The sequence below is a fragment of the Aeromonas sp. 160P genome, assembly GCF_055193095.1.
This window is the reverse complement of record NZ_JBUXKV010000001.1, coordinates 4243716-4257579: the sequence shown is the minus strand read 5'-3', so window position 1 is coordinate 4257579 and position 13864 is coordinate 4243716. Positions and strand designations below refer to the sequence as shown.

The following is a 13864-nucleotide window of genomic DNA, read 5'->3' as shown; positions in this document are numbered from 1 at the left end:
GAACCGCAGTTTGTCAGGCCCCATGTTGGTATTTAAACCCTTGTTAATAATTTGAAAAACCGGAGTGACCCCGCTTTTGGCCAAGGTTATGATGGGGTGAGAGATGTTCCCATCCTGACGGAGAGATCCCTGATGAACAGCCCCTTGCGCTATGTACTGGACGGCATCCACTGCGAGCCGCACTTTTTTACCGTCCCCCTCGATCATGATGATCCGGATGGTGACAGCATCACCCTGTTTGCCCGCACCCTCTGTCGCAAAGACAAACTCGATGAGTCGCTGCCCTGGCTGCTGTTTTTACAAGGGGGGCCGGGGTTTGGCGCTCCGCGTCCGACCGCCAACAGTGGCTGGCTCAAGCGAGCGTTGCAGGAGTTCAGAGTATTGCTGCTCGATCAACGTGGCACTGGCATGTCGAGCCCCATTCACGCCCATGTGCTGGCCAAGATGACCCCCGTTGAGCAGGCGGATTACCTCAGCCACTTTCGCGCCGACAGCATAGTGCAGGATGCCGAGTTCATTCGACAGGAGCTCAGCCCCAAGCATCGCTGGAGTCTGTTGGGTCAGAGCTTTGGCGGGTTCTGCTGCCTCACTTATCTCTCGCTCTATCCCGACAGCTTGCGGGAGGTCTATATCACCGGCGGGATCGCTCCCATCGGTCGCAGCGCAGAAGAGGTTTATCGCGCCACCTATCAGCGAGTAGCAGACAAGAATCGCGCCTTCTTTGCCCGCTTTCCCCACGCCCAGGCCATCGCTAACCGGCTGGCCAACCATCTGCACTTGCATGATGTTCGGCTGCCCAATGGACAGCGGCTGACGGTGGAGCAGTTGCAGCAGCAAGGAGTGGATCTGGGGGCCAGCGGTGCGTTTGATGATCTTTACTATCTGCTGGAGGGGGCATTTATGGGCGACAAGCTGAACCCGGCCTTCCTCTATCAGCTGCAGAGCATGCAGCCATTCAATACCAACCCGCTGTTTGCCATCCTGCACGAGGCCATTTACGCCGAAGGAGAGGCAACCCGCTGGGCTGCGGCGCGGGTCAGAGGGGAGTTCCCGGCGGTTAACTGGACGGCGGGCAAGGATTTTTCCTTCACCGGCGAGATGATTTTCCCCTGGATGTTCGAGCAGTTCCGCGAGCTGCTCCCCTTGAAAGAGGCGGCCCATTTGCTGGCCAACAAGGCGGACTGGGGGGCGCTCTATGACCCGGCCCAACTTGCTCGCAACAAGGTACCGGTGGCCTGCGCCGTCTATGCCGAGGATATGTATGTGGAGTTTGACTACAGCCGGGAAACCCTGCGTGGCCTTGGCAACAGTCGCGCCTGGATCACCAACGAGTACGAGCATAATGGCTTGCGCGCCGATGGTGAGGTGGTGCTCGATCGACTGTTCGCCCTGAACCGGGACCGCTGAGGCACTGCTCGAATTTGCCAGGCAGGGGCTGTGGTCATGAGATGACGGCCCTTTGCCATTGGGCGCACACCATCTGCCAGATAGCCACAATCGACGATAGACATGACCGGGGATGAAATGAGAAGAGGCGGCCGATTGGCCGCCTCTTGCGTTATTACAGACCGATGGGCATGAAGCCTTACAGCTGCTCGATACCTGCGATATGCCAAGGTGCATTATCTTTGGCCAGATTACGCTCGAGGTGCCATACCTCTTTGATATCATCTTCGACCTGCTCCTGGCGGTCCATGTAGCGGCCGCTGAAGCGAACACTCACCTGGGCCCAGTCGCTGCCATAGTCAGCACGTACCAGCTGGGTATCCACATACATCACTTCGGTGTGCTGGTCGCCGCTCAGTTCGGCGCGCTCGGCTTTGAGCTGTTCAAACAGCTCCGGGCTCACGTACTCGCGCACCTTCTCCAGATCGTTCTTGTTCCAGGCTTCTTGCAGGGTGCGATAGTGATCGCGTGCCCCGGCCAAAAAGCCGTTCATGTCAAAGCCGGGCGGCAAGCGGAACGGCACATCGCTGTCAGCAAAGCCGGTGGCTTGCGGTGCGCTGTTGCTCTGCTCGAACTGCTGCGGGGCAGCGGATTGCGGTGGCTGATAACCCGCATAGGCTGCCTGCTGCGGCTGTGGCGTCGCGACCTTGCCCCGGCGCATGGCGCGGAACAGGAACACGGCACCCAACGCCAGTGCGGCGATCAGCAGCATATCCATGCCTTGCAGACCTTCAAAGGCACCGCTGCCCAGCAGGTAGGCAAACAGACCACCGGCCAACAGGCCACCCAGCAGGCCACCCATCATGCCGCTCTTTTTCGGCGGAGTTTGGGCGCCCAGGGTCGGATTCTTGTTGTCGACCGGTTTGGCCGCTGGTTGGGCCGGCGCAGTTTTGTAACTTTTACCAAAGGATTTGCCGCCACCAAATTTCTTGGCTTCGGCGTGAGGTGCCCCCAGGCCAATGGCCAGGATCATGGCAAACAGGGTCAGCATCTTTTTCATTTTGACTCTTTTCACTCTCGTCTGTGGGTGGGGCATGCTCTGCTTTGGCAAGCTCAGCAAGGCGCATTGCAGGCTGCCTGTCCCTAAATATGTCGCAGCCTGTATTGATCAATATCACCATTGGCATGAATTATTCATGAACGAGATCGTTTGGGATTGGCGTCAACGATAGGGAACACGCAGCATGAAAAACAGACGATTGAGTCGCAAGGCGCGCAAAATGCGTAGCAAAATCAAAACCGCTAAAGAGGAACAAGCCCTCATTTGGCCCTTTATGATGGTATGAGCCGCCAGATAGGGCTCGCCGTCTCTGGCTTTCTTTTGTAAAATTCCCGTCCCCTTCCCGCTGCGGTTTTTATGTGTATGGCAGAGCAAGTGACGGCGAAAAAAGACGCCAAGACACAACAGCTGAAAGTTCCTCCCCACTCTTTTGAGGCCGAGCAGTCAGTTCTGGGCGGTTTGATGCTGGATAACGACGCCTGGGATCGGGTCGCAGAGCGGGTGATCGACAAGGATTTCTACAGCCGTCCGCACCGGTTGATCTTCCAGGCCATGACTCGCCTCTCCAATGTGGGCAACCCCATTGATCTCATCACTCTGCAGGAGGAGCTGGAGCGCTCCGAACAGCTGGAGGAGTCAGGTGGCTTCGCCTATCTGGTGGAGATCGCTAAGAACACCCCGAGCGCCGCCAATATCAACGCTTACGCCGAGATCGTGCGTGAGCGGGCGGTAGTACGGGAGATGATCTCGGTCGCCAACGAGATAGTCGAAGCCGGCTACGAGCCCCAAGGGCGCACTTCAGGTGACCTGCTCGATCTGGCCGAGAGCAAGGTATTCAAGATTGCCGAGCAGCGCACCAGCGCCAATGAAGGGCCCCAGCCCCTCAAGGTCATTCTCGAGCAGACCGTCGACAAGATTGAAGAGCTGTTCAAGACCCCCCACAACGGCGTGACCGGGGTGTCGAGCGGTTACGGCGATCTCGACAAGATGACCGCCGGTTTGCAACGTTCGGATTTGATTATCGTGGCGGCCCGTCCCTCCATGGGCAAGACCACTTTTGCCATGAACCTGTGCGAACATGCAGCCCTCACCGCCGACAAACCAGTGCTCATCTTCTCGCTGGAGATGCCCTCCGAGCAGATCATCATGCGTATGCTCGCCTCGGTCGGTCGTATCGACCAGACCAAGGTGCGTACTGGTCAGCTCGACGACGAGGATTGGGGGCGGCTCTCTTCCACCATGGGCTTGCTGCTCGAGAAGGGCAAGATGTATATCGATGACGCCTCCGGCCTCACCCCGACCGATGTGCGCTCCCGCGCCCGCCGGATTGCCCGTGAGCACGGTGGCCTCTCGATGATCATGATCGACTACTTGCAGCTGATGCGAGTCCCTGCATTGTCTGATAACCGGACCCTGGAGATCGGCGAGATCTCCCGCTCCCTCAAGGCATTGGCGAAAGAGCTGCAGTGCCCGGTAGTGGCGCTCTCCCAGTTGAACCGAAGCCTGGAACAGCGGGCCGACAAGCGTCCGGTCAACTCGGATCTTCGTGAATCGGGCTCCATCGAGCAGGACGCGGATTTGATCATGTTTATCTATCGTGATGAGGTTTATCACGATGACAGTCCGGACAAGGGGATTGCCGAGATCATCATCGGCAAGCAGCGTAACGGCCCGATAGGAAGAGTTCGGCTTACATTCCAGGGGCAGTTCTCCCGGTTCGACAACTATGCCGGCCCGGCGTTTGACGACGACTATTGATGTAAACCCAAGGTGATGGCGGCTTAGCCATCACCACAACTGCCCTGACCGCTAGCCAACGTAGATAGTGGCCAACCGTCAGGGCCTGTTTTCCCGGTTCGACAATTATGCCGGTCCGGCCTTCGACGACGATAAGTGAGTGGCGGTCTTCGGCCCGATGAGGGGGAGACCATTTGTGCCCTCGTAAGGGAAAACCATGAAAGCGGCTACTGCCCAAATCAACACTGCGGCCTTGCGCCACAACCTCGCCGTGGTCAAGCGCCACGCTCCCGCTTGCAAGATCATCGCTGTGGTCAAGGCTAACGCCTATGGCCACGGACTGCTGCCGGTCGCCCGCACCCTGGTGGATGCGGATGCCTATGCGGTGGCCCGTATCGAAGAGGCGCTGATGCTGCGCTCCTGCGCCGTGGTCAAGCCTATCGTGCTGCTGGAGGGCTTCTTCTGTGCCGATGATCTGCCGGTGCTGGCGGCCAACAATCTGCAGACGGCGGTTCACACCTGGGAGCAGCTCGAAGCGCTGGAGCAGGTCGAGCTGCCAGCCCCCGTGGTGGCCTGGCTCAAGCTCGACACCGGCATGCACCGCCTCGGGGTGCGCGCCGACGAGATGCCCGCCTTTATCGAGCGCCTTGCCAAGTGCAAGAATGTGGTGCAGCCGTTCAACATCATGACCCACTTCAGCCGCTCCGATGAGCTGGAGCAACCCACCACCCGCGAGCAGATCGACTTGTTCAGCAAGTTGACCGCGCCGCTTCTGGGCGAGCGGGCCATGGCCAACTCGGCGGGCATTCTGGCCTGGCCGGATTCTCACTGCGACTGGGTGCGCCCCGGTGTCATCCTCTATGGCGTGTCACCCTTCCCCAACACGGTGGCGGCCGATTACGACTTGCAGCCGGTGATGACCCTCAAAACACAGCTGATTGCGGTGCGGGATCACAAGGCGGGCGAGCCGGTGGGCTACGGCGCCAACTGGGTGTCGGATCGTGATACCCGGCTCGGGGTGATCGCCATCGGCTACGGTGACGGCTATCCGCGCATGGCGCCCAACGGCACTTCCGTGCTGATCAACGGCCGCATCGTGCCGTTAGTGGGACGTGTCTCCATGGATATGAGCACCGTCGATCTTGGGCCCGGTGCTACCGACAAAGCGGGTGACGAGGCGGTGCTGTGGGGCGAGGGGCTGCCGGTGGAGCGGGTGGCCGACGAGATTGGCACCATCCCCTACGAGCTCATCACCAAGCTCACCTCCCGCGTCTTTATGGAATACGTCTGATGTGGCAGCAGTGCCTGTTGACGTTGAAGCCCCGTTCGCGGGGCTTTCATCTGGTGACAGACGAGTTGGTGGCCAAACTGCCGATGCTGGCGGATTACCGGATCGGCATGGCCCATCTGCTGCTGCAACACACCTCCGCCTCGCTCACCCTCAACGAGAACTGCGACCCGAGCGTGCGTAGCGATATGGAGGCCCATCTGCACCGGCTGGCGCCGGAGGATGCCCCCTACTATCGCCACACCTATGAGGGGGCGGATGACATGCCCGCCCACATCAAATCCTCCCTGCTCGGGGTGAGTCTTCTACTGCCAATCCGCGATGGTCAGCTGGCGCTCGGCACCTGGCAGGGGATCTGGCTTGGCGAGCATCGTGTCGATGGCGGCGCCCGCAAGGTGCTGGTGACTCTGCAGGGTGAGTAATCAGGCTGCAACCAGCTAACAGGCAAGGATAAAAAAGAGGGATGGCGCCGAGCCATCCCTCTTTTATTTCTGCGGTTTCATGAGCTATCCGCTTGCCGGTGGCGCTCAGCGCACCTTGAACGGCGTCAGCTCGGCCAGCGGGCTCGCGTCCATAAAGGCTTGCGGCTCCTGGCCATGTTTGAAGATCTTGAAGTCCTGATCGCGGGCGCTCCAGTACTCAACGGTGTCGCCGCTGATCTGCAACAGGCTCGCTTCGCGCAGGGCCACCACATATTCGCTCTGGTTGATGGCGCAGAATTCGGCCAGACGCTCGTCGCGGGTCTCGCCCATGTGGCCGCTGATGCTGGCGTCCAGATAGTGGGGGTTGATCTGCAGTGGGAACAGGCCCAGCGCAGGCAGCACGGCTGCGTTGCAGACCGGCATGTCGTTGGTGGTGCGGATGCTCGGGGTCGCCACGTTGCAACCGGCGCTCCAGCCCACATAGGGGACGCCCCGTTCGCGCACGGCACGCTGGATCGGCACGATCAGGCCATTTTCATGCAGCAGCTGGTTGAGGCGCCAGGTGTTGCCACCGCTGATAAAGATGGCGTCGGCCTGATTGATGGCATCGACCGGATCATCGAAGTGGTGAATGCTGATGGTCTCGATCCCGAGGCTCTCGGTGAGATCGTTGGCGCGGGCATCCCAGTCGCTGCGGATCACCGCATAGGGGATGAGCAGAATGCGCTTGACCGGTTTGCGGGCCAACAGGCTCTGTACCCGGTCGCGGGCCCAGCCGAGCAGACCCGGAAATTCATTGGCTTTACCATTGCTAAGCAGAAGCAGTTCCATCAAATCGTTCCTCAAAAAGTGAAAGCGGAGGAGGGAGGGCCACCGGATCCGCCGTGCGGCCGGATGGCAAGAGGGGGCATGCTACCACCATTGGCGCGGCGGTTCTGTGATCGAGAGGCCCATTCAACGGCTATGGATGGGTGATGGATGGATAACCCAATGCCAAACGGTGGATTAATGAGCCGTGGTCAACGCGCCAGCCAACGCCAATAAAAGACCCCGCCGCAGCGGGGTTATGTCAGGGGGAAAGCCACTTGCCTATCAGGAGGCGGTTGCTTCCACCACCTTGTAGGAGGGCTGCTGACGCAGCTTCCACAGCTCGCTCCATTTGCGCAGGGCGGAGAGCAGGATCAGCATCCCCAGCACCAGCATGATGAGGGAGATGATGCCGTTCATCGGGTTGTAGCCCTTGGCCGCGGTGTTGAAGTAGACGTTGCTCATCATCCAGTAACCGGCGTAGTTGACGGTGACGAACAGGTAGGCCAGCGGGATGAGGCAGGTCAGCATGTAGCGACGCTTGCTGGCCAGTCGCAAGATGATGGTGGCACCGATGATCAGGCCCACCGAGGCCATCAGCTGGTTCGATACCCCGAACAGCGCCCACACCGAGCCGATATCGCCGGACATCAGCAGATAACCCCACATCACGCAGGCGAGCACGCTGGCACCGATGGCGCCCGGCATCCAGTCGATGCGCTTGAGGGGCGGGTAGAACTCGCCGAAGAAGTCCTGAATGAGGTAACGGGAGACCCGGGTGCCGGAGTCAACGGCGGTCAGGATAAAGACCGCTTCAAACATCACCACGAACTGGAAGAAGTAGGAGGCGAGGTTACTGAACCAGGGCACCTTGGTGAAGATGTAGGACATGCCCACCGCCAGGGTGACGGCACCGCCGGTGCGACCGTTCAGATCCATGCCGATCTCCTGGGAGAGGAATGGCAGATCCACCACCTGCATCCCCAGTTTGGCGAAGGCTTCCGGGGTGGCGTTGATGGCGAAGTAGTCAGCCGGATGAAGGGCGGTGGCGGCGATCAGCGCCATCACGCCCACCACGCACTCGGCCAGCATGGCACCGAAGGCGACCGGCAGGATGTCGTTCCACTTGTCCACCAGTTTCGGGGTGGTGCCGGAGCCGATAAAGGCGTGGAAGCCGGAGATGGCGCCACAGGCGATGGTGATGGAGATAAAGGGCCAGACCGGGCCACCCAGTACCGGGCCGCCGCCGTGGACAAACTGGGTCATGGCGGGGAACTGGATCTCCGGGTTAATGCAGATAACGCCGATGACCAGCGCGCCAAACACACCGATCTTCATAAAGCTGGAGATGTAGCCGCGCGGGGTGAGCAGCAGCCAGACCGGCAGCGCGGTAGCGAAGAAGGCGTAGATGGGCAGCGCCAGACTGATGGTCTCGGCACGCAGGGTCAGCCAGGCACCGAAGGCGCTCTCCTGCACGTAGGGGCCGAAGAAGACGCAGGCCAGCACGGCGGCAAACCCGACCCAGGAGGCAGCTTGCAGGTTGCCGGTCAGCTTGTGCCAAATCCCCACCACCATGGAGATGGGGATGGTCATGAACACCGCGAACACGCCCCAGGCGTTACGTTCCAGCGCGTGTACCACCACCATGGAGAGACCCGCCATGGTGATGGTGATGATGAACAACATCGCCAGACCGGTACACCAGCCAGCGATGGGGCCAAGCTCGGCCTTCGCCACCTCGGAGAGAGACTTGCCCTGATGCTTCATAGAGGCGAACAGCACCACGGTGTCGTGCACCGCGCCGCCGATGACGCAGCCGATCAGCAGCCAGAGAAAGCTCGGCAGGTAGCCGTACTGGGCCGCCAGAACCGGGCCGACCAGCGGGCCAGCGGCGGCGATGGCGGCAAAGTGTTGACCGAAGTTGACCCACTTGTTGGTCGGCACATAGTTCTTGCCATCTTCCAGTTGGTGGGAGGGGGTGACTAGCTTGTCGTCGGCCATCAGCACCTTGCGCACGAAAAATACGCCGTAGAGGCGATACGCGATGGCGAGGATGCAGAGGGCCGCAATGACGAAGGTGATTGCGTGTTGCATGGGGGAGTTTCCTTTTCCTGTGGCCAGTCTGGCCGGGCTCAGGCTGCACTCTACCCATGCGGTGGGGAAAGGGGAGCGAAGAAAAGGTCAGTGGCCGGGTTCTGCCCGCGAGTGGCAGAAAAGCGACCCCGAGTGGTTTGGCGGGGGGGCCGACGGCCGTGGTAAGCAGGTGAGTGGTGGCTGGCAGGGCAGGAGCGGGGTGAAGCGCCCCGCCCCATCAGGGAATATCGAGCAGCTCCTTGAGAGGTTTGAGGTAGCGGCGGCTCACCGGTACCTTGTGGCCGCCCTGAGTGACCACCTCTGCCAGCCCGCCCTCCAGCAGCAGGATTTCGCGGATCTGCCCAGGGTTGAGCAAGTACTGGCGGTGGCAGCGCACGAAGCCGGTTTTCTCCTCCAGCGTGCGCAGGGTCAGCTCAGTGGTGCCCTGCTGCTGGCCGCTGATCACCCGGTTGCCGGTGAGGTCGCTGTGGATGAACTCCACCTCACCAAGGGGGAGCAGCAGAATGCGGTTGTGGCCGGTGCAAGGGATACTGCGCAGGGGCTGGGCGATGCGGGTCGGATCCGGCAGCGGCTGGCCAGCTAATTCACCTTTTGGGGAAAGCAGCCGCTGGATGCGCTCCAGCGCCCGGTTCATCCGTTCGCTGGTGACCGGTTTGAGCAGGTAGTCGAGGGCGTTTTCCTCAAACGCGCGCAGGGCAAACTCGTCGTAGGCGGTGATGAAGACGATGTGGGGGCGCAAGTCCGGATCCAGCATGCTCACCAGCTCCAGCCCGTTGATGCGCGGCATCTGGATGTCGAGAAACAGCAGATCGGGTTTGAGACGGTGGATGGCGGGCAGCGCCTCCATGGCGTGGGCGCACTCTCCCAGCAGGCGGATATTGCCCGCCTGCTCCAGCAGCAGGCGCAGCTCCTCGCGGGCGAGGGGTTCATCGTCAACGATCAGGGCGGTCAGCATGGGCTCTCCTGCAGGGGAAGGGTGATCCTCACCCGGGTTGATTGATGGGGGATGCAGTCGATGGCGACCCCGTACTCGGCGCCGTAACGGGCCTTGATGCGCCGATCCACTATGTTCATGCCAAGGCCGCTCCCCTCCTGTTTCGTCTGATAGAGCCCGGCGTTGTCGCACACCTCCAGCACCACCCGCTGGGCCTCAACCCAGGCGGTCAGGGTCAGCAGGCCGGGTTCGAACATCTGGGAGATGCCGTGCTTGACCGCGTTCTCGACGATGGGTTGCAGGGAGAAGGTGGGCAGCCGGTACTCCAGCAGCGGATCGGGAATGTCGATCTGCACGCTCAGGTGCTCGGCGAAACGGGCCTGCTCGATATGCAGGTAGGCGTTCACATGCTCCAGCTCATCGGCCAGGGTCACTTCATCCCCCTGCCGTTTGAGGTTCTTGCGAAAGAAGGTGGAGAGGTTGTGTACCAGGGTGCGGGCGCTTTCGGGATCGCGCCGGATCACCGCCGACAGGGTGTTGAGGGCGTTGAACAGAAAGTGCGGATTGATCTGCGCCTGCAACAGCTTGATCTCCGACTGGGCCAGCAGTCGCTTCTGCTCGTTGTATTTGCCCGCCAGGATCTGGCCGGAGAGCAGCCGGGCGATCCCCTCTCCCAGGGTGCGGTTGATGGAGGAGAAGAACTTGCGCTTGGGCTCGTAGAGTTTGATGGTGCCCACCACCGAGCCTTCTTCCCCCCGCAGCGGAATGACCAGCGAGGAGCCGAGCTTGCAGCCGGGGTGAAGGGTGCAGCTGTAGGGGATGAGGTTGCCGTCGGCATAGACCACCTCGTTGTGCTGGATCGCCTTGAAGGTGTGCTGGGAGTTGATAGCGGTGCCCGGCAGGTGGTGATCCTCGCCGATGCCGATAAAGGCGAGCAGCTTCTCCCGATCGGTGATGGCCACCGCGCCGACCCCGGTCTCCTCGTAGAGAATGCGCGCCATCTGCTGGCACGCCTGCTGGGTGAACCCCTTGTCCAGTACCCGCATCGCCCGCTCGGCAATCTTGAGGGCTCGGGCGGAGAAGGCGACCGAGTACTTCTCCAGCATGGCGCGGTGATCGAGGATCATCCGCATGAACATGGCGGCCCCCAGGGTATTGGCGATCAGCATGGGGGCGATGATGTTCTCGATAAGGTGGATGGCGTCATCGAGAGGGCGGGCCACCAGCAGGATGATCCCCATCTGCATCAGCTCGGCGACCAGCGCCACCGACCCCACCACCCAGGGGCTGAACAGCAGATCGAGCCGGTGGCGGGCGACGAAGTGGCGGTGCACCAGGCCGCCGAGCAGCCCCTCTGCGATAGTGGAGAAGGTGCAGGCCAGCGCAGTGAAGCCCCCCAGCGAGTAGCGGTGAATGCCGCCGGTCAGCCCCACCAGCAGCCCCACGGCCGGGCCGCCGACTATGCCCCCCAGCACGGCGCCGATGGCGCGGGTATTGGCGATGGAGTCCTCGACCCTCAGGCCAAAGTAGGTGCCCATGACGCAGAAGCCGGAGAAGATGAGGTAGCAGAGGAGCTTGTGGGGCCAGCTCAGGGTCACCTGAGTGAGCGGCATGAACAGCGGCGTCTTGGAGAGCAGCCAGGCGATCACCAGATAGACGCAGAGCTGCTGGAACAGCGAGATCACCAGAGTGAATTGTTCAAATGCCACGGCTCATTGCCCCGGTAATAGTTGGTCATTTAATGGACGCGGAGTATTAGCAAACCCCATACCCCCTTGCAAGGCAGGGTTATCGGAATGGTGGCGTAGCGCACGATTTGCAGAATCATCTGACGCAGTGGCGGGCGCTAAATGTCTGGTTAATCAGTATGGTGGCGGTGATGGCGGCTGCGAGGGGCTTATTGCGGCAACAAGAAGGGGGCCAAGAGGCCCCCGAATTGGCAGTCAGTGGGTGGCTCAATCGAGTTTGAAATCGACCCAGACCAGACGGTGATCCGAGCTGACCCCCTTGGCGATGCCGAGTTTCGCATCGTACACCAGGTGATAACCGGCTTCGAAGCTGGCAGGCCAGAAGATGCCACTTTTGACCGCATTGAGGTTGGCGGAGGGGATCACGTGATCCAGCTGCAAGCCGCTGCTGCTGGTGATCCGCTCCGGGTTGGGACGATTGTTGTTACGTGAACAGAGTTTGGGCTGAGTGGCCAGGCATTCGGGACCCCCTTCGCTCACCGGGATCAAGGTGCCATTGGTGACGGCCTGGTTCATCAAGGCATTATCCTGCAGCGCCTGGATGGCGGTCAGATCGCCGTCGCCGGTTTGCGGGTCTGCGTTGAGGTCGCCCGCGATGACGAACTTGGCGTTTTTGGCCAGTCCACCCTTGGTGCCCTTGTCATCGGTCATGTAGCCAAGACCCTTGACGTAATCGTTCCAGAAGGCGATCTCGGCGCGGTTGTGCTTGACGTTGTGGCGGGCTGCATTGCCGAAGATGGGGGGCGTCGGGTGGGAGATCAGGAAGTGAATAACCTCTTCACCCTTGTCGGTTTTGATTAGCACCGGCACATCGGCGTGGTTCTTGGAGGAGAGCGGGAACTGCTGCCAGGCCGCATCGTCATACCAGGCATCGCCACACTGGCGGCTGGCCGGGATCTTGGCCTTGGGGTTATTGCAGTCATCGATGATGGGGTTCTGCTCGCCCGGCATATCCTTCCACTTGAACTTCTGGAAGGTACGGATCTGCTTGGTATCAATCGGATATTTGGACATCACCGCAAAGGCGTACTGGCCGTGGTAGTTGCCAAAGCCCCAGGCATCGTCGCCAGTGGTCTTGCCGTCGAGATTGAGGTCATAACCGCTTTGCAGGCCGGTGTTGGTGGCGAAGTTCTGCATCACCGGATAGCTGATGGCAGTCACTTCACTGTGCTGGGCGTGGGCCAGATAGTTGTCGTTGAAGGCTTTCAGATCGGCGGTGCTTTCGCCTTTGCCGTCGTTGTCGAACTCGTTGAGCAGGAACACATCCGGCCGAGTGCGTTGGATGATCTCGGCAACATTGCGGATCTGCTGCACATTTTTGGCTTTGGTGATTTCTGCTGGGATCAGGCTGCTATCGCCATCTTTGTAGCGGGTCAGCAGGGCATCCTGCGCGGTGCGGGTCAGTGCCAGCTCACCGGTCAGCATACCGGCGGCGGTGCGGTCAAAAGCGACATTAAACGTGGCAAAGCGGATCATGATGACACCTGCGTCGGTTAACAGGCTGCCATTATAGGGTTGCGGTGGCCCGATCGAGCATCTCGTATCAGAAATAACGATTACACCACCATCGGCAGGCCGCTCTCGGGGTGGTGGATCACCTGAGCCGGGTAGTCATAGAGGCGGGCGATAAGTTCAGGGGTCAGTACTTCGCCCGGCGTGCCATCAGCCATCAGCTTGCCGCGCTCCAGCATCACCAGTCGATCGGCATAGCGCGCCGCCAGATTGAGGTCGTGCAGCACCACCAGCACCGCGGTATTGCGGCTGGCCAGGGCGCGCGCCATGGTGAGCAGCTGATGCTGGTATTTGAGATCCAGCGCCGCGGTGGGTTCGTCGAGCAGCAGCAAGCGGGGTTGCTCGGCTTGCGCGGCCGGGGAGGGGGCCTGCCAGATCTGCGCCAGCACCCGGGCAAACTGCACCCGCTGCCGCTCGCCGCCGGAGAGTCCCGGATAGAGCCGTTTGGCCAGATGCTCGACCCCGGCATGGGTCATGGCCGCCGCCACAATCTCGTCTCGCCGGGTTGCCGGTTCGCTGTGGGGCAAGCGTCCCATGGCGACCACCTCCTCGCAGAGAAAGGGGAAGTTGAGGGAGGAACTTTGCGGCAATACCCCGAGCCGGTGGGCCAGCTGCTTACCGCTCCACTGCTGGCGATTTTCGCCAAACAGGGTGATGGATCCCTCGTATTCCAGCTCGCCGGTCAGGCACTTGAGCAGCGAGCTTTTTCCCGCCCCGTTGGGGCCGAGCAGGGCGGTGAGGGTGCCGCACTCAAGGTTGAAATCGAGCCCATCCAGGATCTGGCGCTGGCCACGGCGCAGGCTGAGCCGTGAGCAAGCCAACAGGGGGGAGGAGAGTGAGGATGAGAGTGAGGATAAGAGAGGTTGCATAACAGTC

The 13864-nt window shown here is 61.0% G+C and carries 11 protein-coding genes; 4 read left to right on the top strand and 7 right to left on the bottom strand.

Annotated elements, in window-relative coordinates; translation table 11 throughout:
• Nucleotides 1–132 precede the first annotated feature (132 nt).
• Nucleotides 133–1407 carry an alpha/beta hydrolase gene (locus ACY8FN_RS19730; RefSeq protein ID WP_463100978.1) on the top strand — a complete coding sequence of 425 codons (1275 nt, stop codon included), beginning with the start codon at nucleotides 133–135 and terminating at the stop codon, nucleotides 1405–1407.
• Nucleotides 1408–1585: 178 nt separating this feature from the next.
• Here the strand turns inward: ACY8FN_RS19730 and ACY8FN_RS19725 are convergent, their stop codons facing one another.
• Nucleotides 1586–2446, bottom strand: a complete 861-nt coding sequence (locus ACY8FN_RS19725) for a Tim44 domain-containing protein (protein WP_139730170.1) — start codon at nucleotides 2444–2446, stop codon at nucleotides 1586–1588.
• A gap of 363 nt (nucleotides 2447–2809) precedes the next feature.
• Here ACY8FN_RS19725 and dnaB point away from each other — a divergent pair, with 363 nt between their 5' ends.
• From dnaB to ACY8FN_RS19710, 3 genes are all read left to right on the top strand, one after another.
• Nucleotides 2810–4204, top strand: a complete 1395-nt coding sequence (gene dnaB, locus ACY8FN_RS19720; protein WP_042021740.1) for a replicative DNA helicase — start codon at nucleotides 2810–2812, stop codon at nucleotides 4202–4204.
• Between the two features lie 196 nt (nucleotides 4205–4400).
• On the top strand, nucleotides 4401–5474 hold the full coding sequence (gene alr / locus ACY8FN_RS19715) for an alanine racemase (RefSeq protein ID WP_463100977.1): 1074 nt from the start codon (nucleotides 4401–4403) through the stop codon (nucleotides 5472–5474).
• Nucleotides 5474–5893: a secondary thiamine-phosphate synthase enzyme YjbQ gene (locus ACY8FN_RS19710; protein ID WP_033114624.1), complete on the top strand. Its 420-nt coding sequence runs from the start codon at nucleotides 5474–5476 to the stop codon at nucleotides 5891–5893. Before alr ends, ACY8FN_RS19710 begins: the two co-directional genes overlap by 1 nt.
• Nucleotides 5894–5998: 105 nt before the next feature.
• On the opposite strand, the gene pepE is transcribed toward ACY8FN_RS19710, so the two are convergent.
• The 6 genes from pepE to ACY8FN_RS19680 all read right to left on the bottom strand — a co-directional run bounded on the left by pepE (nucleotide 5999) and on the right by ACY8FN_RS19680 (nucleotide 13857).
• Nucleotides 5999–6724: a dipeptidase PepE gene (gene pepE, locus ACY8FN_RS19705; protein WP_042060919.1), complete on the bottom strand. Its 726-nt coding sequence runs from the start codon at nucleotides 6722–6724 to the stop codon at nucleotides 5999–6001.
• Nucleotides 6725–6985: 261 nt separating this feature from the next.
• Nucleotides 6986–8794, bottom strand: a complete 1809-nt coding sequence (locus ACY8FN_RS19700) for a carbon starvation CstA family protein (protein WP_463100976.1) — start codon at nucleotides 8792–8794, stop codon at nucleotides 6986–6988.
• Between the two features lie 217 nt (nucleotides 8795–9011).
• Nucleotides 9012–9749 (bottom strand): two-component system response regulator BtsR, encoded by a 738-nt coding sequence (gene btsR / locus ACY8FN_RS19695; RefSeq protein ID WP_463100975.1) that lies wholly within the window; start codon nucleotides 9747–9749, stop codon nucleotides 9012–9014.
• Complete coding sequence (locus tag ACY8FN_RS19690; protein ID WP_463100974.1) at nucleotides 9743–11437, bottom strand: LytS/YhcK type 5TM receptor domain-containing protein; 1695 nt, start codon at nucleotides 11435–11437, stop codon at nucleotides 9743–9745. The genes btsR and ACY8FN_RS19690 overlap by 7 nt, the downstream gene beginning before the upstream one ends.
• A gap of 246 nt (nucleotides 11438–11683) precedes the next feature.
• On the bottom strand, nucleotides 11684–12952 hold the full coding sequence (locus tag ACY8FN_RS19685; protein WP_463100973.1) for an endonuclease/exonuclease/phosphatase family protein: 1269 nt from the start codon (nucleotides 12950–12952) through the stop codon (nucleotides 11684–11686).
• Between the two features lie 80 nt (nucleotides 12953–13032).
• The gene (locus tag ACY8FN_RS19680; protein WP_463100972.1) at nucleotides 13033–13857 is read right to left on the bottom strand and encodes a heme ABC transporter ATP-binding protein; all 825 of its coding nucleotides are present in this window, start codon (nucleotides 13855–13857) and stop codon (nucleotides 13033–13035) included.
• Between the last annotated feature and the right edge of the window lie 7 nt (nucleotides 13858–13864).

Excerpts from the sequence above, each read along its gene's own strand:
- ACY8FN_RS19730 (WP_463100978.1), top strand. The coding sequence starts at position 133 with ATGAACAGCCCCTTGCGCTATGTACTGGACGGCATCCACTGCGAGCCG.
- ACY8FN_RS19725 (WP_139730170.1), bottom strand. The coding sequence starts at position 2,446 with ATGAAAAAGATGCTGACCCTGTTTGCCATGATCCTGGCCATTGGCCTG.
- dnaB (WP_042021740.1), top strand. The coding sequence starts at position 2,810 with ATGGCAGAGCAAGTGACGGCGAAAAAAGACGCCAAGACACAACAGCTG.
- alr (WP_463100977.1), top strand. The coding sequence starts at position 4,401 with ATGAAAGCGGCTACTGCCCAAATCAACACTGCGGCCTTGCGCCACAAC.
- ACY8FN_RS19710 (WP_033114624.1), top strand. The coding sequence starts at position 5,474 with ATGTGGCAGCAGTGCCTGTTGACGTTGAAGCCCCGTTCGCGGGGCTTT.
- pepE (WP_042060919.1), bottom strand. The coding sequence starts at position 6,724 with ATGGAACTGCTTCTGCTTAGCAATGGTAAAGCCAATGAATTTCCGGGT.
- ACY8FN_RS19700 (WP_463100976.1), bottom strand. The coding sequence starts at position 8,794 with ATGCAACACGCAATCACCTTCGTCATTGCGGCCCTCTGCATCCTCGCC.
- btsR (WP_463100975.1), bottom strand. The coding sequence starts at position 9,749 with ATGCTGACCGCCCTGATCGTTGACGATGAACCCCTCGCCCGCGAGGAG.
- ACY8FN_RS19685 (WP_463100973.1), bottom strand. The coding sequence starts at position 12,952 with ATGATCCGCTTTGCCACGTTTAATGTCGCTTTTGACCGCACCGCCGCC.
- ACY8FN_RS19680 (WP_463100972.1), bottom strand. The coding sequence starts at position 13,857 with ATGCAACCTCTCTTATCCTCACTCTCATCCTCACTCTCCTCCCCCCTG.